The sequence below is a fragment of the Flavobacterium cryoconiti genome (genome assembly GCF_048158645.1).
Taxonomy (GTDB): Bacteria; Bacteroidota; Bacteroidia; order Flavobacteriales; family Flavobacteriaceae; genus Flavobacterium; species Flavobacterium cryoconiti.
This window is the reverse complement of record NZ_JBLNKW010000001.1, coordinates 530,712-552,104: the sequence shown is the minus strand read 5'-3', so window position 1 is coordinate 552,104 and position 21,393 is coordinate 530,712. Positions and strand designations below refer to the sequence as shown.

Annotated in this window: 12 protein-coding genes and 1 tRNA gene; 9 read left to right on the top strand and 4 right to left on the bottom strand. The window is 34.5% G+C overall.

What is annotated here, in order from left to right; all coding sequences use genetic code 11:
* The first annotated feature begins 74 nt into the window (after positions 1 to 74).
* Positions 75 to 662 (top strand): hypothetical protein, encoded by a 588-nt coding sequence (locus ACM55H_RS02265; RefSeq protein ID WP_416834961.1) that lies wholly within the window; start codon positions 75 to 77, stop codon positions 660 to 662.
* A 594-nt stretch (positions 663 to 1,256) separates the two neighbouring features.
* Positions 1,257 to 2,819: a recombinase family protein gene (locus ACM55H_RS02260; RefSeq protein WP_416835094.1), complete on the top strand. Its 1,563-nt coding sequence runs from the start codon at positions 1,257 to 1,259 to the stop codon at positions 2,817 to 2,819.
* On the opposite strand, the gene ACM55H_RS02255 is transcribed toward ACM55H_RS02260, so the two are convergent.
* A tRNA-Leu gene (locus ACM55H_RS02255) sits at positions 2,773 to 2,852 on the bottom strand. The genes ACM55H_RS02260 and ACM55H_RS02255 overlap by 47 nt on opposite strands.
* A gap of 220 nt (positions 2,853 to 3,072) precedes the next feature.
* Here ACM55H_RS02255 and ACM55H_RS02250 point away from each other — a divergent pair.
* The 3 genes from ACM55H_RS02250 to pth all read left to right on the top strand — a co-directional run bounded on the left by ACM55H_RS02250 (position 3,073) and on the right by pth (position 5,785).
* Positions 3,073 to 4,014, top strand: coding sequence for a ribose-phosphate pyrophosphokinase (locus tag ACM55H_RS02250; RefSeq protein ID WP_416834960.1), 942 nt, complete (start codon positions 3,073 to 3,075; stop codon positions 4,012 to 4,014).
* A gap of 102 nt (positions 4,015 to 4,116) precedes the next feature.
* Positions 4,117 to 4,728, top strand: a complete 612-nt coding sequence (locus tag ACM55H_RS02245) for a 50S ribosomal protein L25/general stress protein Ctc (RefSeq protein ID WP_416834959.1) — start codon at positions 4,117 to 4,119, stop codon at positions 4,726 to 4,728.
* A gap of 382 nt (positions 4,729 to 5,110) precedes the next feature.
* Positions 5,111 to 5,785, top strand: coding sequence for an aminoacyl-tRNA hydrolase (gene pth, locus ACM55H_RS02240; protein ID WP_416834958.1), 675 nt, complete (start codon positions 5,111 to 5,113; stop codon positions 5,783 to 5,785).
* Between the two features lie 53 nt (positions 5,786 to 5,838).
* Here pth and ACM55H_RS02235 read toward each other — a convergent pair whose 3' ends face one another.
* Positions 5,839 to 8,493, bottom strand: a complete 2,655-nt coding sequence (locus tag ACM55H_RS02235) for a zinc-dependent metalloprotease (protein ID WP_416834957.1) — start codon at positions 8,491 to 8,493, stop codon at positions 5,839 to 5,841.
* A gap of 217 nt (positions 8,494 to 8,710) precedes the next feature.
* On the opposite strand from ACM55H_RS02235, the gene ACM55H_RS02230 reads away from it, so the two are divergent.
* The 4 genes from ACM55H_RS02230 to bioB all read left to right on the top strand — a co-directional run bounded on the left by ACM55H_RS02230 (position 8,711) and on the right by bioB (position 12,033).
* Complete coding sequence (locus tag ACM55H_RS02230; protein WP_416834956.1) at positions 8,711 to 9,640, top strand: bifunctional riboflavin kinase/FAD synthetase; 930 nt, start codon at positions 8,711 to 8,713, stop codon at positions 9,638 to 9,640.
* A gap of 121 nt (positions 9,641 to 9,761) precedes the next feature.
* A complete protein-coding gene (locus ACM55H_RS02225; RefSeq protein WP_416834955.1) occupies positions 9,762 to 10,211 on the top strand; it encodes a hypothetical protein in 450 nt (149 codons plus the stop codon).
* 202 nt (positions 10,212 to 10,413) lie between these two features.
* Positions 10,414 to 10,851 carry a hypothetical protein gene (locus ACM55H_RS02220; protein WP_416834954.1) on the top strand — a complete coding sequence of 146 codons (438 nt, stop codon included), beginning with the start codon at positions 10,414 to 10,416 and terminating at the stop codon, positions 10,849 to 10,851.
* 96 nt (positions 10,852 to 10,947) lie between these two features.
* Positions 10,948 to 12,033, top strand: coding sequence for a biotin synthase BioB (bioB, locus tag ACM55H_RS02215; protein WP_039110475.1), 1,086 nt, complete (start codon positions 10,948 to 10,950; stop codon positions 12,031 to 12,033).
* Positions 12,034 to 12,102: 69 nt separating this feature from the next.
* On the opposite strand, the gene ACM55H_RS02210 is transcribed toward bioB, so the two are convergent.
* Both ACM55H_RS02210 and ACM55H_RS02205 read right to left on the bottom strand, forming a co-directional pair.
* Positions 12,103 to 15,957, bottom strand: a complete 3,855-nt coding sequence (locus ACM55H_RS02210; RefSeq protein WP_416834953.1) for a T9SS sorting signal type C domain-containing protein — start codon at positions 15,955 to 15,957, stop codon at positions 12,103 to 12,105.
* 314 nt (positions 15,958 to 16,271) lie between these two features.
* On the bottom strand, positions 16,272 to 21,200 hold the full coding sequence (locus ACM55H_RS02205) for a T9SS sorting signal type C domain-containing protein (RefSeq protein WP_416834952.1): 4,929 nt from the start codon (positions 21,198 to 21,200) through the stop codon (positions 16,272 to 16,274).
* Between the last annotated feature and the right edge of the window lie 193 nt (positions 21,201 to 21,393).

The following is a 21,393-nucleotide window of genomic DNA, read 5'->3' as shown; positions in this document are numbered from 1 at the left end:
AGACGATTCTATTTTTAAATGATGTTTTTTTTACAAAAAAACAAATAATTTAACACTAAATTAAATCAAATTTTATGAAAAAAAATCTATTAATTACATCGGTAGTTTTATTAACCATGTCAATGTTTATAGGGTGTTCAAGTGATTCAAATGATTCAAATGACGATGCCAACAATTCCTCAAAATCGTCATTAAGCTTTACACTAAATAATGCACAATACGAGCATGATTCCGCAATTTCTGAAATGTATTGGAAAAAAAGTACTACTACAACTACGAGTGTCAATGAGTTTAAAATAGTCACATCCCCAAAAATAAAAGGATTTCCTTGTGATTTTTTAGAAATACTTGTTTTGAGAATTAGAACGACTGATAATATATTAGTTGCAAATAAAACTTACGATTTATACACAGATAACATAGCTGCATATTTACCGCTAAATGACCCAGCTCTCTGCTATAAAGAAGTAAATTTATGGAGCAAAAGTGGAACATCAGGTAAAGTAAAAATAACAAGTTTTGACGGAACGATTTTAAAAGGAGAATTTAGCATAAGTAATTTAACCAATGACAATGGATTACCATTAGGTTACTGTAATGGTACTAAAATAGTAGAGAAAATATTCAATATTACGAATGGTACATTTACTGCAATTCCATAATTTTTTTTAGTACTGATAATAAAGCCACAGGATTCTGTGGCTTTTCTATTTACACACATGTCTAATTAAAGATTTTAGTTGCATTATTCGAAATAAATTCGTAACTTCGTAACAAGTTGCTTAAAAAGCTACAAACTGATTCTTAAATCAGCTCTTTTTAAACAATTTACTCAGAACCGCATGAGGACAGTTCAAACTGTTTAGACGATAACTTTCAATTCCCACTTTGTATTTCAAAAAGTGGTTTCAGCAAAACACAAAATTTTCAATAGGCATTTATGTCTATTTCGCTATTGGTCTCATTTCGCTCGAAATGGAGATTCTATACGTACAGTTTATCTAAATCAGTTTATGAGACTTATTTAGACATGGTCTTGCTGTGACCAAAAATAAAGAGAATTCCACCGTCAAAATAAAAAATTGGAAAATGACGACTGAGAAACAAAGTGTTAAGTATAACTGAATGCAAAAAAAAATTAAACAAAAAAGGAATAGAATATACTGATAATGAAATAGAAATTATCAGAAACACACTCTACAAATTAGCAGAGGTGTGCCGTAATCAAATTAACAATAAAAATATAGAAAAATAAAATGGAAAACATAAACGTAATAATTTATAGTCGTGTAAGCACTGACGAACAAGCACAAAAAGGATTTAGTCTTGACTACCAAGAACAAACATTGATGAGCCATTGCGAAAGAATGGGATACAATCTAGTTAAGTCATATAGAGAAGACCACTCAGCTAAAAACTTCAAGAGACCCGAATGGACAAACTTGAAAGCTTACGCAAAAGCTAACAAGAAAGCAATTCATAAAGTATTATTTGTCAAGTGGGATAGATTCTCACGTAACACAGAACAAGCTTTAACAGTCTTGCGAGAGTTCGATTCAATGGGGATTGAATTGAATGCTACGGAGCAGTATTTAGACATGTCCAATTCGGACAACAAAATGGTACTTTCAATTTATCTAACAGCTGGAGAGGTCGAAAGAGATAAAATTTCAAGTAGAACGATTAGCGGAACATACCAAGCTAAAAAGGAAGGTTATTTTACAGGAAAAGCACCGTACGGATATGATAATTTTCGAGATGAATCCAAAAAATCAACATTGAAGCCAAACCAATTTTCTTTTTTTGTCAAAAAAGCATTTGTTGAGGTCGCAATGAATATTGAATCAGTTGAAACGATTCGCAAGAAACTCAAACAACAAGGAATGAAACTTGAAAAAAGTGCTTTTAGCGAATTGCTTAAAAACGTTGTATATATAGGTAAGATTAAAGTACCTGAATTCAAAAAGGAATCCGCAATGGAGGTAAAAGGCAAACATGAAGCGTTGATAGACTTGGATACATTCAACAAAGTACAAGCTATCTTCAAAGATAAAAGATGGCACGGAACAAAACCAGCACACAAAAACCTAGACTTTCCATTACGTGATTTTCTAACGTGCGAGGTTTGCGGTCACCAAATTACAGGTAGCCACTCAAAGGGCAGAAGCAAGAAATATCCTTACTACCATTGTAGAAATAAGTGTGAAACTAGAGTTTCAGTCGATAAAGCTCATAACAGAATAGGGAGCATTCTTTTCAACTTACAAATAAATGAAAATATTAAAGATTTATTCTCAGATGTTTTAAAGGATTCTGAATCTCAAATAAACGGAGACAGAACCATTCAACTGCAAAACAAAATTGAACTTCAAAAGGTTTTAAAATCCAAAATCGAAGATAGCGAAGACTTACTTTTAAGCAAGGACATCACTAAAGAAAGATTCAATAGTATCATTGAACGTATCAACGGACAGCTTAATGAAGTCAATAATGAAATCGAAATACTTAGCAAGAAAACGGATTCAATCAAAACATACGTTGATTCAGGACTAGAGCTACTCTCAAACTTGGATATTATGTTTGCTAATGGCGATTACGAAGAGAAAAGAATAGTAGCGGGTTCAATATTTACGCAAAAGTTGATTTTCGGAAATGATGATTGTCGAACCGCTAAAGTGAATGAGGTTGTTGAGGTTTTGACTAGGAATTGCAAGGGTTCGGAAGGTTATAAAAAAAGAAAAGCCGTCAAAAATGACAGCTTTTCCGTTAACGTACCCGGAGCCGGAGTCGAACCGGCACGGTTTCCCACAGGTGTTTGAGACCAGCGCGTCTACCAATTCCGCCATCCGGGCTTAGCTAGACATGAAATAACGACAGTTACTTCAACGCAATAAAAGATGTAATTGTGTTTAAATCAACCATCAATTCCTTTAACACGGTGCAAATGTAAAAAATAATATTAAATGTTCAACTAAAAATACTTAAAATTTTCCTTTCAGAGTTGAATAAATTTTATAAATTTGCACCTCGCTAAAAACGGAACACACAACTAACTACAAAACAACAAATTAAATGTCACACCTAGAACCAGAAGCTAAAATTTTTGCTTGTTCACAAAGTGTCTATCTTGCAGAAAAAATAGCAGAGCAATACGGAATCCCATTAGGAAAAATCACCATGTCAAAGTACAGCGACGGTGAATTTCAACCTTCTTACGAGGAGTCTATCAGGGGTTTACGCGTGTTTATCGTTTGTTCAACTTTTCCAACTGCAGACAATTTAATGGAAATGTTACTGATGATTGATGCTGCAAAACGTGCTTCGGCAAGACACATTACCGCAGTAATTCCTTACTTTGGCTGGGCAAGACAAGATAGAAAAGACAAGCCAAGAGTTCCGATAGGGGCTAAATTAGTAGCTAATTTATTAGATGCTGCAGGCGCAACAAGAGTAATGACCATGGATTTGCATGCTGATCAAATTCAAGGATTCTTTGAAAAACCAGTAGATCATCTTTTTGCATCGACTATTTTTATACCATATATAGAAAGTTTAGGTTTAAATAATTTAACAATTGCTTCTCCAGATATGGGAGGTTCTAAAAGAGCTTATGCTTATTCTAAATTTTTAAATTCAGACGTAGTTATTTGCTACAAACAAAGAAAAGAAGCTAACGTTATCGACACCATGGAATTAATTGGTGAGGTAAAAGGTAGAAATGTAATCTTAGTAGATGACATGATTGATACCGGAGGCACTTTGGCGAAAGCCGCAGATTTAATGATCGAAAAAGGAGCATTAAGTGTAAGGGCCATTTGTACACATGCTATTTTATCAGGCGGTGCATACGAAAAAATAGAAAACTCGCAATTGAGCGAATTAATAGTTACCGATTCTATTCCATTAAAGAAAGAATCAAACAAAATAAAAGTGTTGAGTTGTGCACCACTTTTTGCCGAAGTTATGCACATGGTGCACCACAACAATTCCATTAGTGGAAAGTTTATAATGTAAACGTCATTGCGACAAACGAAGCAATCTCATTACACAAAATGCTGATAGCCAAAAGCTAAAAGCCAAACAAGTAATATTATTAATAACTATATTTTTTTTACAATGAAATCGATTACAATTAAAGGATCAGAAAGAGAAAGCGTGGGCAAAGTAGCAACTAAAGCCTTACGTAATGCTGGATTGGTTCCTTGCGTATTATACGGAGGAAATCAGGCAGTTCATTTCTCAGCAGAAGTTATGGCTTTCAAAAACTTGGTTTACACTCCAAACGCTCACACAGTTGAGATCGATCTTGGAAAAGGAAAATCATTTAACGCTATTTTACAAGACATCCAGGTTCACCCGGTATCTGACAAGATTTTACACATTGACTTCTTTCAATTATTTGATGACAAAGAAATCACTATGGAAGTTCCTGTGAAAATAGTTGGTAACTCTAAAGGAGTTATGGCTGGTGGAGATTTACGTTTGAACACACGTAAACTTAAAGTAAAAGCTTTACCGAAAAATCTTCCAGATTTTATCGAAGCTGATATTACTCCACTTGACATGGGTAACAAATTATACGTTACTAAAGTGGCTTCTCCAGACTTCAAAATCATGCACCCAGACAACACAGTAATTTGTCAAGTGAAGATTTCTCGTGCTGCTATGAAAGCGGCTCAAGAGGCAGCGAAAGCAGCAAAAGCTCCTGCAAAAGGAAAGAAAAAATAATATTTTTTCAATCATTCAAGAAAGCATCAGTTGTAAAACTGGTGCTTTTTTTTTGAATAGTAGCGAAAGATTAGGCTTTTTAGGAAATAGGTTTCCCGCTATCATTCCAATCTTTTTTGAGTCGAAAAAAAATCGCCTCAAAAAAGGATTTTCCCTTCCATCGGGGCTAATTGGGTTTTATGGTTTTGTTCTTGGGATTATTACAAGATTGACAAAAAAAACCACCCCGCCCGTTGGGCACCCCTCCAGAGGAGGGGAAGTCATACGTATTCCCCTCCTCTGGAGGGGTGCCCAACGGGCGGGGTGGTCTCTCCCGCTACCCACAAAACATTTTCCAACACACAAGTTTCCTTAATTAACAGATTAAGTCTATTTTTGCAGCATGATAAAATGGATTTCAAATTTATTCTCATCAACAAAAACAGAAGACAATACGGATTGTATGAAACCGGAGGTTCACGAACACCAAAAAAACAATATAGAAAGCGTGAGTAATAAATTTTTAATAGTTGGACTCGGCAATATTGGCGCCGAATATGTAAATACCCGACACAATATAGGTTTTAAAGTAGTCGATTTTTTAGCTCGAAAAGAAGGAATCAATTTCGAAACCGTAAAATTGGGTTCCCTAGCCGAATATAAATTCAAAGGAAGGACTTTTTTACTTTTGAAACCCAACACCTACATGAATTTGAGCGGGAAAGCCGTACAATACTGGATGGACAAAGAAAAAATTCCTTTGGAAAACATCTTGGTAATCACCGATGATTTGAATCTTTCCTTTGGAACCATTCGCATCAGACAAAAAGGAAGCGATGGCGGACACAACGGATTAAAAAACATCAATCTTGTCCTGAATACACAGAACTACGCGCGATTCCGTTTTGGGATTAGTGATGAATTCAAAAAGGGAAAACAAGTTGATTATGTGCTTGGAGAATGGGACGATGCTGAAAAAGTGGCACTTCCCGAACGATTAGAAATAGCTTCCGAGATTATAAAATCATTTGGAACTGCCGGATTAGAAAATACTATGACTGCATTTAATGGAAAATAAAAAAAGGGAAACATTATAAAAATGTTTCCCTTTTTTTAGTAATTCTATTTTAATTATTCAATTACAATTTTTCTCACCTCTTTTCGGTCTCCATCAATCACGGTCAATAAATAAAGTCCGGGTTGAATGTTTTTCAATTGAACATTTTCATTAAAATTAGAATTGCTTTCAAATTTATTCTCAAAAAGTTTTCTGCCCAACAAATCATGTACCAATACCTTAACACCATTTGATGATGCACTGGTAAATTGAATATTAAAATTCCCTTTGTTTGGATTTGGATACAAGACAAAATCATTGATTTGAAAATCCGGCGCCGCTAAAGTAAAGGTTTGTGTACAAATTGTTATTGATGCCGAATTTAAAGTCCCTAAATCTGCCTTGTACGCATCCCGAACTCTTAATGTCCAAATTCCTTGTTGATTTTGTCCATTAAAAGCAGATAAGGGCTCAAATGGAGCTACAGTTTGAGCAGTCGTAGTTCCACAAGCTAGCACCCCTCCCAAATCATCATAATTCAACACTAAACTACTATTCGTTCTTCCGCAGCTTGTTTCAAATAATTTTACTGTAGTTCCTTGTGGGCTGACCATCTCTATTTGCACGTCAGATAAAGAAGCATGTGTAAAATCTACTGCAACATTTACATCTGCAACAGTTCCAGTTGAACTTGGCACACTAACTGTTTTAGATGTATATGATGCTGATTCTGGTATTGCAAACGGGGCCGCAAAAGTATACGTATTACAAGAAGAAGTAACCGAGTATCCAATAGCAAATGGTGTACTGTTTACTGCATAGAAAATATTTGCTGTAGGCTCAATCAAAATTCTACAATTTTTTGCAGTAATATTTGGAACCGTTACTGTTTGAGAACCATCATTTGGAGTTGCAGAAACTAAAGTTGTGGGAAAAGTTAATCCTCCATCCGTAGAAAGCTTAATGTTCACATTAGTAGATCCTGTCAAAGCACTTGAACCATTTACGCCCCAAGTCACCGTTTGTGTTGTTCCTTGAAACCAACTTAAATTTTCTGTGTTTTGCGATGTAACAGCAAATGGACCAACTGTTCCGCTAACATTGACTATCATTTCATCGGTAGCCGTTTGTGCCGTTCCTTGCGCAGCATTATCTCTACCTGTTAAAGTAAAATGAAGTGTTCTGGCAACTGTAGCGACTGACTCCCATGTTGTACTTAATTTACCTGATAATACCGTATTGTAAGCAGGCATATATCGCACAGGAGAACTGATTGGATACAAAGATCTAAAAAGAGGGCCATCAATTTTGGTAGGCAAAGCAATACTATTGGCTCCACTTGTAGTTGTAGCCGTATCGTTTTGTTCCCAACAATAAGATATAGTATCACCATTAATATCAGAACCCGTACCTGTTAACTTAAAAGCTGTACCGTTAGGTATTGTATAATCTGAACCTGCACTAATTATTGGAGGACTATTAGTTATTACCGTACTAACAGGACAGGTTTTTGTTAGTAAATTGTCTTGTATTTGTTTGATACTTGCATAAGCAAAGTAATCATCCGAATTCGCTTGAATATCATAATCCGTAATCCCTGCATAACCCATAATGGTTGACCCGCTTCCAGGCTCGACACTTACACCTTTTCCTTCAAGTGAATAAGAAAATGTATGTTCTGCTCCCAGCTGATGCCCCATTTCATGAGCAACAAAATCAATATCAAATGTATCGCCTGAAGGAATACCGTCAGCAGGCGATGTAAATCCACTTCCTTTACTCGTATCACACACACAACCAATACATCCGGCGTTTCCACCACTACCAGTAGCACCAAATAAATGACCTATATCATAATTCCCATCCCCAATAACAAGAGTTAAATTATCTTGCAATTCTTTATTCCACGCTCCTCCAGCTCCAGCAGTTGCATCAGAATATGGGTCAGTTGCCGCATTTGTGTATATAATAGCAGTATTATTAGCAATAATTTGTAATTTAATTGCTAAATCTTTATTAAAGATTCCATTTACTCTAGTCATAGTAGCATTCATGGCTACCAATGCTGCATTAACAGTTCCTCCAAAATAAGTAGCATATTCACCTGTACAAGACAATGCAAGTTTCAAGGTTTTGAAAACCTTATTACTCGCTGCAATTTTACTGGTTTTACTTAGCAATTGTTTGTTTAATACAACATCTTCTGTTTTACAGACAAATGGCAAACTTCCAGTAGATCTATTTTTCGAGTTAAAAAGAACGTAGACAGTATTGTCTTTTGAATACGGCTCAATAAATTCTGAACCACTTTCCCCTCTTAAAATCATGGTTTGAATCCCTTTTGGCGAGAAACTAAAATAAAGAGATGCATTTTTATCAGTAATCCCAATACCTTTATATGCCCTAATATCTGGATATTTTGCTTGCAATTCAGGTTCAAAATTAGAATACTCCCAAACGGAAAATTTTTCTAAAACACCATTCATATTTGGAATTGAAATCTCAATTCTATTCTCCTTGCTTGTTTTATTTTGGAGTGACAACAAGGATTCTTTAATTAAAGTTTCATCAAATTTAAATAACAATTGATTATCCGTAATTGGTTTCGCACTTATTCGATCTGAAACAGCAACCTTATTTTGATCTATTCTTTTCCAAGGAACTCCGTTTTGAGCATTGATTATTGAATTAGAAACAATAATTACAAAGAATAGTATAATTCTTTTCATGGTTAGCGAGTGTTTGAACTTCAAAATTAAAGCATTTATGTTAATGTATAAAAAGAATTCTAAATATTTTAAAGGAATTATGAGTTCCTAAAGGTTTGTTTTTTTATTTTTTTGTTACTTTTTTAAGAAACGAGGCTAAATTCTATCGAAAATTAATTTCCATACCGTTACTTTTAAAATAGATAGTATAAATTTGCATTATTATAAAACATTTGCTTTGAAGATTTTTCATTCTATAAACGATTTCAGTTCCAATAAAAAAACAATCCTAACTTTGGGCACCTTTGATGGAGTTCATATTGGTCACAAAAAAATTCTGGAAAAGCTTATCCAAAAAACGAAAAACGAAGACTACGAAAGTTTAGTGCTTACTTTTTTTCCCCATCCCAGAATGGTTTTACAAGAACATTCCGATATAAAACTACTCAATACTATAGATGAAAAAATAGATTTACTGGAGCAAATAGGTATTGAAAATCTTGTCATCCATCCTTTTGATGAGACTTTTTCGAGATTGACTGCCGAAGAGTTTGTAAAAACTATTCTTGTAGATCGATTTCATATTCAAAAAATAATTATAGGTTACGACCATCGATTTGGCCGAAATCGTACGGCTAATATTGACGATCTTATTGCTTTTGGAAAAGAGTATAATTTTGAAGTAGAGCAAATATCAGTTCAGGAAATAAATGACATTTCAGTAAGTTCCACTAAAATCAGAACGGCATTGTTAGATGGGGACATGGATTTGGCAAATAAATATTTAGGCTATGATTATTTCCTAACTGGAGTTGTTGTTAAAGGAAAACAATTAGGAAGAACCATAAACTTTCCAACTGCCAACTTAAAAATCGAGGAAAATTACAAGCTTATTCCACAAAATGGAGTTTATATTGTAAAAAGCACCATCAACCAAAAGACTGTTTTTGGCATGATGAACATTGGATTTAATCCTACCGTTGACGGGCAAATTCAAACTATAGAAGTCCATTATTTTGATTTTGATACCGATTTATACAACCAAAAAATCAGGATTTCCATTTTGCACAGAATTCGTTCTGAACAAAAATTCGAATCAGTGGCACTTTTAAAAGAGCAACTTGAAAAAGACAAAAAAACTGCAACGGATTACCTGAGTAAAATTTAACTTCATCTTAAATTCTTTTTTAACACATTTCATAAAATATTGTCATATTTTCTGTAAATTTGATGTACATATATTGTTTCTCATAGTCGTATTATTTTTAACTCTTCTAAAAATTAATCATATGAAAATGCCAAAAGAATTTTACAACGGATTTATAATTTTCCTTGGAATTGGGCTTTACTTTTTGTTCATGGAGCTTTTAGGTCTTGCTGATTTGTTTTACTTACGCCTCTTCAATGTATTATTTGTTTTTTACGGCACCAACAGAACTTTAAAAACAAATTTCACAGAAGGGAAAACTATTCTTGTTTCTAATGCTGCTTCGGCATTAACCACATCGCTCACAGGGATTTTTTTAAGTGTCATTGGACTCATAATTTATAGCTATTCGAGAGGTGGTGATGCCTATGTAGGTTCATTGTCAAAAACTTTTTTATTTGGAGGAAATCCCTCAGTAATGACCTATTCTATTTCTTTGCTTTTTGAAGGAATCGTATCAGCTGTAATTGTCACATTTATGCTACTGTTGTATTGGGACAGCCGTTATTCTTCGGATAAGCATCAAAGTTAAATCAATAAAAATCTACTTTTCTGGTTTGTATCCAACTATCATAAGAAACAATTTACAGCTGCAATTTCACAATATAATAGACATTTAACTTAGAGACACAAGAAAAAAAGCGCTATAGATTTCAAAAAATAATCTTTTTAAAATCAAAAAGGTATTCTGTTTCTAAACGAACTAAATTATTTTAATTTAAAAAACTAATCCTATGAAACTACCAAAAGAGTTATTAAACGGATGTCTTATTTTTATTGGAATTGGCGCTTACTTTCTGTTAATGAACGCATTAGGTTATGCAGATTTATTTTACTTACGCCTTGTTAATGTATTTTTTGTTTTTTATGGCGTAAACAGAACTATAGCAATGAATCTTGCAGAAGGTAAAAAAACATTCATTGCTAATGCAATATCAGCAATGACTACATCACTTGTAGGCGTATTTTTAAGCATCATCGGACTAGTGGTCTATAGCTACATGCAAGGCGGAGATTCCTATGTAAAATCCTTACCGAAAACATTTTTATTTGGCGGAAATCCATCGGTGAACACGTATTCTATTTGTTTACTCTTTGAAGGCATTGCCTCTTCAGTAATTGTCACCATGTTACTCATGTTATATTGGAACAACCGTCTTACAACTGATTAACTTGTCCATAAATTATTCTCCATTGGCTTTTAGACACTAATGCATTGCTTCTTTAGAACAATTTGACTACTTTTGGTGCATCAAAAAATCGTATAGATGAGCATTACAAAACATAACTGGACGAAAGACGAAATTATCGCAATATATAATAAACCTATGATGGATTTGCTTTTTGAAGCAGCTTCAATTCATAGAGAACATCATGACCCTAATGTCGTTCAAGTTTCTACTTTATTATCCATAAAAACAGGTGGTTGCCCAGAAGATTGTGGATATTGTCCACAGGCAGCGCGTTATCATACAGCTGTTGAAGGCAATGATTTAATGTCTGTAAGCCAAGTAAAAGCACAAGCTTTACGTGCTAAATCAAGCGGTTCTTCCCGAGTATGTATGGGAGCGGCATGGAGAAATGTAAAAGATGGTCCTGAATTTGACCAAGTATTGGAAATGGTTCGTACCATAAATAAACTGGACATGGAAGTGTGTTGTACACTTGGAATGATCACTGAAAACCAAGCACATCGTTTGGCGGAAGCTGGTTTATATGCTTACAACCACAATTTAGACACTTCAGAAGAATATTATAAAGAAGTAATCTCAACACGCGGATTTGAAGACCGTTTACAAACCATAGAGAATGTTCGTAAAACGAATGTTACTGTTTGTAGCGGAGGAATTATAGGAATGGGAGAAAGCATTGAAGACAGAGCCGGAATGCTTGTAGCACTTTCTACATTAAATCCCCAACCAGAATCAGTGCCAATAAATGCATTGGTTGCTGTTGAAGGAACCCCGATGGAAGAAGAAAAACCAGTAGAAATTTGGGAAATGATCAGAATGGTAGCCACTACCAGAATTATCATGCCGGAAACTCAAGTGCGTTTATCTGCCGGAAGAATGAATATGAGCCGTGAGGGACAAGCGATGTGTTTCTTTGCTGGTGCCAATTCTATATTTGCCGGAGATAAATTACTAACTACTCCTAATCCTGATGTAAATGAAGACATGAAAATGTTTGAAATGTTAGGTTTAAATCCTCAAAAACCATTCACAAAAGTTTCTCAACCTCAAACGGTTGAAGCAGCAGATTCTCAATTTGCTCCACTAGGTGAAAAACCAAAATGGTCAAGACCTGGACATAGCATCGAGAGAAATCTTGAAGCATCCACTAAAGAAAAATAGACTTTTCTAAATATACAACTAACACCATCTGCTACTATCAGATGGTGTTTTTTTATACATCCCTTTTTCTTAATAAATAACTTTCTTGTTAACCGTACGTCCATTTTGCAACACAATTTTCACTAATACGATTGATTGGCTTGAAACCAAATTTGGCATCGAAAATTCAATACTATCAATATTATTTTTTTGATATATTTTTCTTCCTGACAAATCATATAGTATAATTTTATCTATTACTTCCGCCGTTGAATTTATTTGTATTTGTTTGTTCCTATTAAACACGAAAACGGAATCTTTCTCTGTTTGAAACGTTTTCACAGCTAAAGTTTTATCCGTAAAATGTAATACAAAACGGTTATTAAAAGTACCAATTTCTGTATTAAAAGTATAACTTCCACTTTTTAAATCAAAAATTGTATTGTTAAACTTGTCTTCGATAAAAACTGCCTGATCGGATAATAATCCATCAACGGTATCAATATTTATTGCAAAAACACCCTCAATAGTTGTACTGTAACCTAAAGGAATAACATCTATTTCGGCAAATGGTAAAGCCCTACCCTGAATCACTAAATTCTTATCCTGATTAATACTATAAAAATCGATGTATTCATTTCCGTCAAAACTTTCTCCATCAAAACTGGCATCATAATCATTAGTGGCCCCTTCTATATAACCAATTAAAGTTTGCTTGAAAGCCCCTTGACTATTGGATAAATTTAACCAGATTCGATCCTTCTCAATATTTATCTGATTTTGTTTTTTTATTACATTCGATTTAAAAAAACTAGAATTATTTCCAGCAATACGCATGCCGTTATTAAAAACGACTGCTCCTCCCCCATTAACACTTGTCACAAAAAATGACTGACCAGATGCAATTTTACCATTAGGTTTCATATTATTTATCCCTAATTTTAACGCAGCACTGGTTCCTACTCCGCCTAACAAGTTATAAACAGCATAATCATCTGAGGTATACGCATTATTTATAATAGCTGTATTATGAGTCCAGAGATAAATTGTTCCATCAGTGACGTCAGCATTTGTTGCAATAAAAACATCGGCATCAATTGCGGATGGATATGGATTTCCTATAAGATTTGAAGTGTCAGTTGTTGCTATTGGAACTGAAATAATTCCATTATTAGGAACTCCTGAAAAAACAGCTTCATAAATAGATGGAATTATTGTTGAATAATTTTCAGGGCCACGGATAATATAACCGTTTCCTGAACCCATCGCATTTGTTGGTGTTTCGTTATGCCAATTATCTGCCGAAGCATCGAAAGAATAAAACTTATTCAAAAGTGTGAGAGGAGAGATATCAATCAGTTTTTGATTTGAAACCGGCGAAGACCAATAGGTATAATCCGTTTTTAAAATAGGTGTAGTTTGTCTTTTTATTCGAATATTTCCTGTGTTAATAATTTGATCATCCGATTGATAAAGAGCGGCATTATTTTCTAAAACCAATGTCCCTAATCCAGTATAATCAAAAGTCAACCCTAAAGTATTTCCATTTGGAATTGTGACCATATTTCCTGCAGTTATTGAACAAGAACAGGCATTTGTTGAGTTAAAAACAGGGAAGTTTCCGTTGAATATTATCGTTTTTTCAGGAGATGGCAATCCATTACTCCAAGTAATTCCGTCCCAAATAGAGCTGTTCGTACATAATTTAATACGAGCAATACGATGTTTTGTAATACCCGAAATAGAATTGAAATTACCTCCAATCATAACGTTATTATTTGGAGTAAGGCAAACACTATATAACGTACCGTTTAAATTCACTGAGAAAGTGGTATCATAGACTCCGGTTGCAAGCAATCGAACCATTCGTTTAACAACAGTTCCATTATATGTTCCTGAAAAAGTTCCTCCTATGAGCAATCGATTGTCCGGTTGAACCAAAATCGTCCTAACTTCTCCACTACTAAAACCCGCTCCCGAAGTAAAAGAAGTATCTAAACTACCATTACTATTAAGTCTGGCTATTCTTTTTGCGGAAGCGCCTCCATAATTTAAAAATGTCCCACCAATAATGAGTTTATTATCTGATTGTATTGCAATAGCATAAACATATTTATCAAACCCTGTGCCTATAACAAATCCAAAATCAGTACTTCCATCCGTATTCAGACGGACCATCTTATTATACAAAAGTCCATTAAACGTTGTAAATCGTCCACCTAAAACAATCTTTCCATCCGGTTGTAATAAAAGAGTTTCTACTATGGCATCTGCACCCAAACCTGTATTAAAACTTAGATCCATTGTCCCATCTGACAATAACCTAGCAATTCTATTAACAGAAATACCATTGTAATTCGTGAAATTTCCGGCAATAATTATTTTTCCATCTGGCTGAAGTGCCACTGCATAAATTTGATTATTTGTTCCTGTACCAATTGTGAATGTAGTGTCTAAATCTCCATTTGATAAAGTCCTAATTATTCTGTTAGCAGCAACTCCATTATAATTAGTAAAACTACCAACTAAAACCATTTTATTATCTGTTTGTATAACAGCACTCTTAATTATATTATTCGCTCCAATACCCGAAGGATTAAAAGTGGGATTGATAGCTCCATCTTCTAACAAACAAGCAATTCTATTGACACTTCCTCCATTGAATTTAGTAAAACTCCCAAAAGCCATCGTCTTATTATCCGGCAAAGAAATAATTTTTAAAACCGAATTATCAAACCCTACGCCAGCGGTTAGATATCCAATATCTAAAGTTCCAATTGCATCGATTTTGGCAAGTCTGCCTTGATTTTGGGAATCAAAAACAGAAAAAGAGCCTCCCACAAACCAAGAACCATCAGGTGCATCGGCTAATGTATAAACTGTTGCAGACGAAGGACCAAAACCAATATCAAATAAAGGATTAATGACTCCATTAGAACCTAACAAAACTAATCTATTGACTGCTGTCCCATTATAACTTCCAGTAAAAGAACCTGCAACCATAATCGATCCGCTAGAATCTACTTTTATACTATTTATTCCTACTGTACTAAATCCTGATCCGGAACTAAAAGCGCCATCAATGGATCCATCAGTATTTAAACGAATGATCCTATTGGCCGCAGTTCCATTGTAACTTGTAAAATCTCCTCCTACCAAAATTTTTCCATCAGGTTGTAAGGAAAGAGCCCCAATATTATCATTAAAACTTGTTCCAATTCCAAATGCAGCATCAATAGAGCCATTACTATTTAATCTTATTATTCGGTTACAAATAGTTCCATTAAAAGAAATAAAAGAACCTGCAACAATTATTTTTCCATCAGTTTGGATTTGAACTTCATCTACATTTGCACTTGCTCCAGAACCCGTAACAAAAGAAGTATCTAAATTCCCGTTTGGCAAAATCCGGGCGATATGATTTGCTGTTACGCCATTATACTTTGTAAAACTTCCAACAATAATAATACTCCCATCAGTTTGCAAAGCTAATCCATGAACTATACCAGTACTTGCGGCGACTGAAGTATTAAAAGTAGCATCAAAAGAGCCATCACTATTAAGTCGTATTAATCGTCCTGCAACAGTACCGTCAAAAGCAGTAAAAGTACCTCCCAAAATTATCTTCCCATCTGGCAGAAGTAAAGAGCAATATATTTTTCCATTAAAACCAGAGCCTAACCCAAAAGAAATATCTTTAGAACCATCTGAAAACAATCTACATAAATACGGAGTTGCGGCACCATTAAAATTCAAGAAATCTCCTCCTACTATTAATTTTCCATCGACTTGCAAAGCAACTGTTCTAACCGTGTTATCAAAACCATCACCTTGAAGACCATCATCTAAAATATTAAATGCCAAGTCTACTTTCCCTTGTTGGGAATAGCTGGAATTAATAAAAAAAAGACTGAACAAAATAACGAAGAAAGGTAGTTTTAACATCAAATTAAATCGGATTTATAGTTTCAATATGAATAATAAAAAAATTCATAATTGTTTCATTTTAAGAACATCTATAAAATTATAGACAATATTTTTGTAATACAATACCCACTTTTAGTGATATTTACCTATAAATTTTAAGACTGTCCTGATAATTATAAAATGTCCGCGGAATTGAACATTCACTACAAATTCAACATGGATAAATAATTAAAGACTGCTGCTCCTTAATTTTTATTTATTGGATTCAAAAAAAATCCCATTCTGTAGACACAGAATGGGATTTTATAAAATTTTAAATTGGTTAAATACTTCTAGTAAAGTACTTTTTTAGAAATTATCTGACCATTAGTTAAAGTTACTTTTACTATTACCGTTTGCTTATTTAAAGTAATAGTCGAAGTACGGAATTCATTACTATTTACCGCCTCTTTATCAAACACTTTCCTTCCGATTAAATCAAAAACAGTAACTCGTTTTATATTTTCAAGCTCTGATTTTACTTTTAATTCATTTTTATCTTTAGAAATTAAAACCCTAGTATCATTTGACTCAAAACTACCGGTTCCTAACGTTTTGTCAATATAACGCAGTACAAAACGATCATTGAAAGTTCCTATCGCTGAATTAAAATCATAAGGTGCTGCTTTAATATCATGAACTATGTTCAATACTTTATCCTCAAGATAAATGTTTTGATTATCTAAAAATAATCCGTCGACATGATCAATAGCAATAGTGGCATTTCCAGCAACATTTATAGAATATCCCAAGGGAACAATATCTGTATCAACAAAAGGTAAGGCTCTTGCCTGTATAGCTAACTTATCAGTTCCAAGTAAACTATATAAAGAATAGGGATGCGTATCATTATAGACCAATCCATCGTAGCCTGGGTTAAAATCATTGGTAGCATTCGTAACATAGCCTACTAATGTTTGGCTTCCGTTTGAAGAATTATTTGTCAAATTAAGCCAAATTCTATTAGTCTCTCCTACATCATCTTGTTTTTTTGAAATTGACGCTGATCTATAGAAATTAGTATTTGTATTATTAATATCTCTCATTGAATTATCAAAAACAACATCTCCATCTGCATCTACCTCTACGAAAAAACCTTGCCCTGAAGCAATATATCTAGTTGGTGCTAATATATTTCCTGTTCCAGAGAAAACACCTACTCCTCCGGCTTTAGTATAAGTGGCAAAATCAGTATCATCATAATTATTTGCTACTATTCTATGATTGTGAGACCAAAAATACAATGTGCCAGAAATAGTTTGTGTACCAGTTCCTGTGGTAATATTTGCATCAATAAAATCATCAGCATCTAATGCCGATGGATAAGGATTTCCTACTAATCGCTCACCTGTTCCGATATCTGGCCCTGATGTTCTTACAGTTACTGGGACACTTATAGTACCATTATTGGGAACTCCAGTAAACATAAATGAAGTATTGACCGTTGGAGTGCTTGTACTTGTTCCTTCTGGAGAACGAATAAGATACCCAATTCCTGGTTCAAAAACAGTAGTTGAAGCATTTACATTGGCATAATCATTATCATAAATAAAGTATTTATCACCTAAAGTATTTGGGGAAAAATCAAACAAGGTTTGTGGACCGCTCGTAGCAGAAGACCAAAACGTAAAATCATATAAAAGTAGTGGTGTTGTGTTTCTTTTTACAATTATATTCCCTGTATTTGAACCCGTATATGTAGTTTGTATTAAACTCGAATTGTTTTCTAACGTTAATTTTCCTGGATTAATTACAGTTACCTTGTCTCCTACTGTTAACGTTAAAGAAGGTTGAAGCGTAACAGCTCCATTAGTTATGTCAAGTGTGTTATCAATATTTATATTACTAGCCATAGTATAAACACCGTTAACGCCTGAAAACAAAAGATCATAATAATTACCACTGGCAACCGTTTGTGTCAAACCATAATACTCAACGGTTCCCGATTCAAAAGCTTTACCATTTGTAACACCTGAAAAACGAACTGTACCATCCATTGATGGAACTGTTGTATAAGTTAAACTACCGCCTCGCATGTCCAAAACAGCATTGGGAGCTACAATATTTATAGCATTTGCGGTTAAATTAAACCCATTCATATCAAAAACAGGAGCACCTCCATTACTCATATTAAACTGAGTACCAGTCACTATTGATGCTGAAGCTACCTGAGTTCCAGAAGTATTATCTAATTCAAGAGAAGGAGATCCATTATAAGTCCCACCAACAATAGTTTGGTTGCCTGTTGCATTATTATATACAACCGTACTAGCCCAAGTTATCCCTAATGGAATTGGTGTAGCAGAAGAATTAGCAGTCTTAAGTTGTCCAATCCCTGAATTAGAAAAAGTCCCACCACCAACCAATGCAAAAGTAGACATATCAAGCACTGATGCCATATTAGTAATGTTTAGACTATTATTTATTGTAATCATAGCAGCTGCAGTAACAACAGCACCTGTATTAGAATTAGTAAGATTACTAAATATATTAGCGCTTGTCCCTCCAATAGATTGAACGCCCACTCCATTAAAATTTACGGCACTAGTATTAGGAGTAAAGGTTCCGTTATTAATCCAATTCCCAGTCAGCGTCAAAGTATTTGAACCAGAAATAGACAAATTTGCACCATTCGCAATAGTAATGTTACGGCAAATACCTCCAGTAGCACCAATTATTGGTTGATTCGTTGCTGTAGTAATTGTAACGTCACTTGTCGCTGTAGGGACACTATTTCCACACCAGTTTCCTGGTGTATTCCAGTCAGTATTAGAAGATCCAAGCCAAGTTCCAGGCAAACAAGAAGTCAACACATTTAAAACACCTGTAGTTGTAGAGCCAAACCACGTACTATTTGTATGAGTTGCTGCAGAAATAGTACCTCCCCATGAGCCTAATGCAGTCTGAAGCGTTCCTCCAAGCGTTAAGGTTCCCGATGCCGATGTTGATCCATTTGGAAAAAGAACCACAGCAGTACCATTTATTCCTAAATCTCCAGAAATAGTAGTTGAGGCTGCAAAAGTCTTATTCCCCGAACCACTAAGAAACAAAATTCCGTAATTTTTTGTTGCCACAGTTTGATTGTTACCACTATATATAATAGTACTTGTTACACCTAATGCCGTGGTTGTAAAAGTCGGAAACGTACTTGTACCGTTTATTTTTAATGTACCACCGTTAGCCACCGTTAAAGTTGAACCTCCCGAAATCGCGAAACTACCATTATCTAATGTTGCCCCACTCGCAATAGTAAGAGATACTGAAACATTAAAAACTTTAATCCCGTTAGATGTTATAATTCCAGTATTTATAATACTAACCCCACCTGTTGAGGCAAAAGGAGTTTTCCATTCCACACCTGTTGTACGAGCTGTTGCTGTATTATATTGCAAAGTAGCTGTCCCACTATAGATTGGCACTACAGAAACTGTAGCGGTTCCTTCCATAGAAAGAATACCGTTTATAGTTGGCACACCTGATAGTGTTTTTGTTCCTGAATTGGAAACCGTAAGATTATTAAACGTTGATGCTGTAGCTAATGTTTGTGCTAATCCTCCAAAATTGACTGTTCCAGAACTCGCACTAAAATTAGTTCCAGAACCATTCCAAGCTGTCACACTTGTTGAATTCACATTAAGAAGACTTGAACCACCATTCAATGTTCCACTTGTCAGAGTAATATCGCCGGTAAAAGTATGTGTTAATCCTGTTCCTAGATTTAATGCTCCCCCAGCTCCATTAATGGTTAATCCAGCTCCATTCACATTACCAACAAAAGTTGCAATCCCGGCTGTTTTTGACATTGACACTAATCCAGTAGTTATAAAACCCGCAATACTTTGAATTGCCACAGTATTTGTAATGACAATTGGAGAACTGCCTGCTGTAAATGTTCCTCCATTATTAATAAAATTACCTCCAAAGGTTAATCCTAGATTATTAGTAGTCAACTTTGCACTACTATTAATGATGAGTGGAGCTCCAACATTAAAAACTTTAGCCGTATTTAAGGTTATTATTTGAGCACTATTAAGAATAACACCACCAGTAGCAGAAAATGGAGTAATCCATTCTTCAGAGGTTACCGTTCTTACATTAGTGGTATCATATTGCAGTGCAGCACTTGAACCATAAGTTATAACTCCAGTTGTCACGACCACCACCGCAGTACCTGCAAGAAGAAGTTTTCCATTTACAATAGGAGTAGTTGAAAATGTTTTTGTCCCTGAACCCGAAAGGGTAAGATTATTATAAGTAAGAACAGCTGCTGTTTGATTTCCTAATCTATAATATTCTACCGTACCTGTACCAGCTACAAATGTCCCTCCAGTTCCCGAGATGTTTGCTCCAATTCTCAAAATACCGGAACTGCAATCAATTGTACCTGCAGTTCTAGTCCATGTACCTGAGAAGGTATGCGTACCTGACCCTAAATTTAATGTACCTCCGGTTCCATTAATTATTAATCCACCACCATTTACATTTCCTGTAAAAGTGGCTATACCACCTGTTTTTAGCATACTAACACTTCCAGTTGTGGTAAAACCTTGTATTGTTTGATTGGCTGTTCCTGTAAATTGAACTAGCGCAGACAATAATGTAACTGTTCCAGAATTGGTATAATTCCCTCCTAAAAGCAACCTCCCTGCTCCAGTAAAAGTAAAAGTTCCAGAATTAGTAAAATTTCCTGTACTTATAGTTAATCGACCTGTACTCAAAGTAAAACTTCCTGAATTAGTAAAATTTCCAGTAAGCGCAACAATACCTGTTGTTCCTGTAAGAGTCCCGTTATTTATAAAAGCACCTGTTGCGGTAAGTGTTATGTTAGCAATATTTAAAGTGGCCCCTGAGTTTATCGTAACATTTACAATACTAGCATTAGCTCCCAAAGTAACCGTGTTGACTCCTGTTGTTGCAATTATTACATTATCTCCAGCTACTGGCGCGACACCTCCCACCCATGTTGTCCCAGTAGTCCATGTCCCTCCTGTAGCAGTACTCGTTATAGTCGCTGCATTTGCTAATGAAAAAGAAAATAAGAAGGCAGAAAAAAATACTATTTTACAAACACAAAGGCTTAGTTTATTGTCATAAAACAAAGACAATAATTTTAAAGATTTATCTCCAGAGGTAATTCTATTTTTTTTTCTTGTATTTGTTTGAAAAGAAACAGGAAATTTAATTAAAACTAAAAAAAAATGGGGTAATAATTTCTTAATCATATTTGTTTGGAATTTACATAAAATCTTTTACCGCTCTATGGTATTTTAGCAAAAGACGATTCTTACAAAAACATAAAAAAATAATATATAAACAAAATTAAACCGTTTAAAGGCAATTATATCAGTCTAAAGGCTATTTTAGTACATATACATATCGTTTATAAATTTAGATTAGAAAAATTGCAAACAAAAA

Coding starts and splice junctions, on each gene's coding strand:
- ACM55H_RS02225 (WP_416834955.1), top strand. CDS start 9,762: ATGAAAATGCCAAAAGAATTTTACAACGGATTTATAATTTTCCTTGGA.
- ACM55H_RS02235 (WP_416834957.1), bottom strand. CDS start 8,493: ATGAAAAGAATTATACTATTCTTTGTAATTATTGTTTCTAATTCAATA.
- ACM55H_RS02205 (WP_416834952.1), bottom strand. CDS start 21,200: ATGATTAAGAAATTATTACCCCATTTTTTTTTAGTTTTAATTAAATTT.
- ACM55H_RS02265 (WP_416834961.1), top strand. CDS start 75: ATGAAAAAAAATCTATTAATTACATCGGTAGTTTTATTAACCATGTCA.
- bioB (WP_039110475.1), top strand. CDS start 10,948: ATGAGCATTACAAAACATAACTGGACGAAAGACGAAATTATCGCAATA.
- ACM55H_RS02210 (WP_416834953.1), bottom strand. CDS start 15,957: ATGTTAAAACTACCTTTCTTCGTTATTTTGTTCAGTCTTTTTTTTATT.
- ACM55H_RS02260 (WP_416835094.1), top strand. CDS start 1,257: ATGGAAAACATAAACGTAATAATTTATAGTCGTGTAAGCACTGACGAA.
- ACM55H_RS02220 (WP_416834954.1), top strand. CDS start 10,414: ATGAAACTACCAAAAGAGTTATTAAACGGATGTCTTATTTTTATTGGA.
- ACM55H_RS02250 (WP_416834960.1), top strand. CDS start 3,073: ATGTCACACCTAGAACCAGAAGCTAAAATTTTTGCTTGTTCACAAAGT.
- ACM55H_RS02245 (WP_416834959.1), top strand. CDS start 4,117: ATGAAATCGATTACAATTAAAGGATCAGAAAGAGAAAGCGTGGGCAAA.
- pth (WP_416834958.1), top strand. CDS start 5,111: ATGATAAAATGGATTTCAAATTTATTCTCATCAACAAAAACAGAAGAC.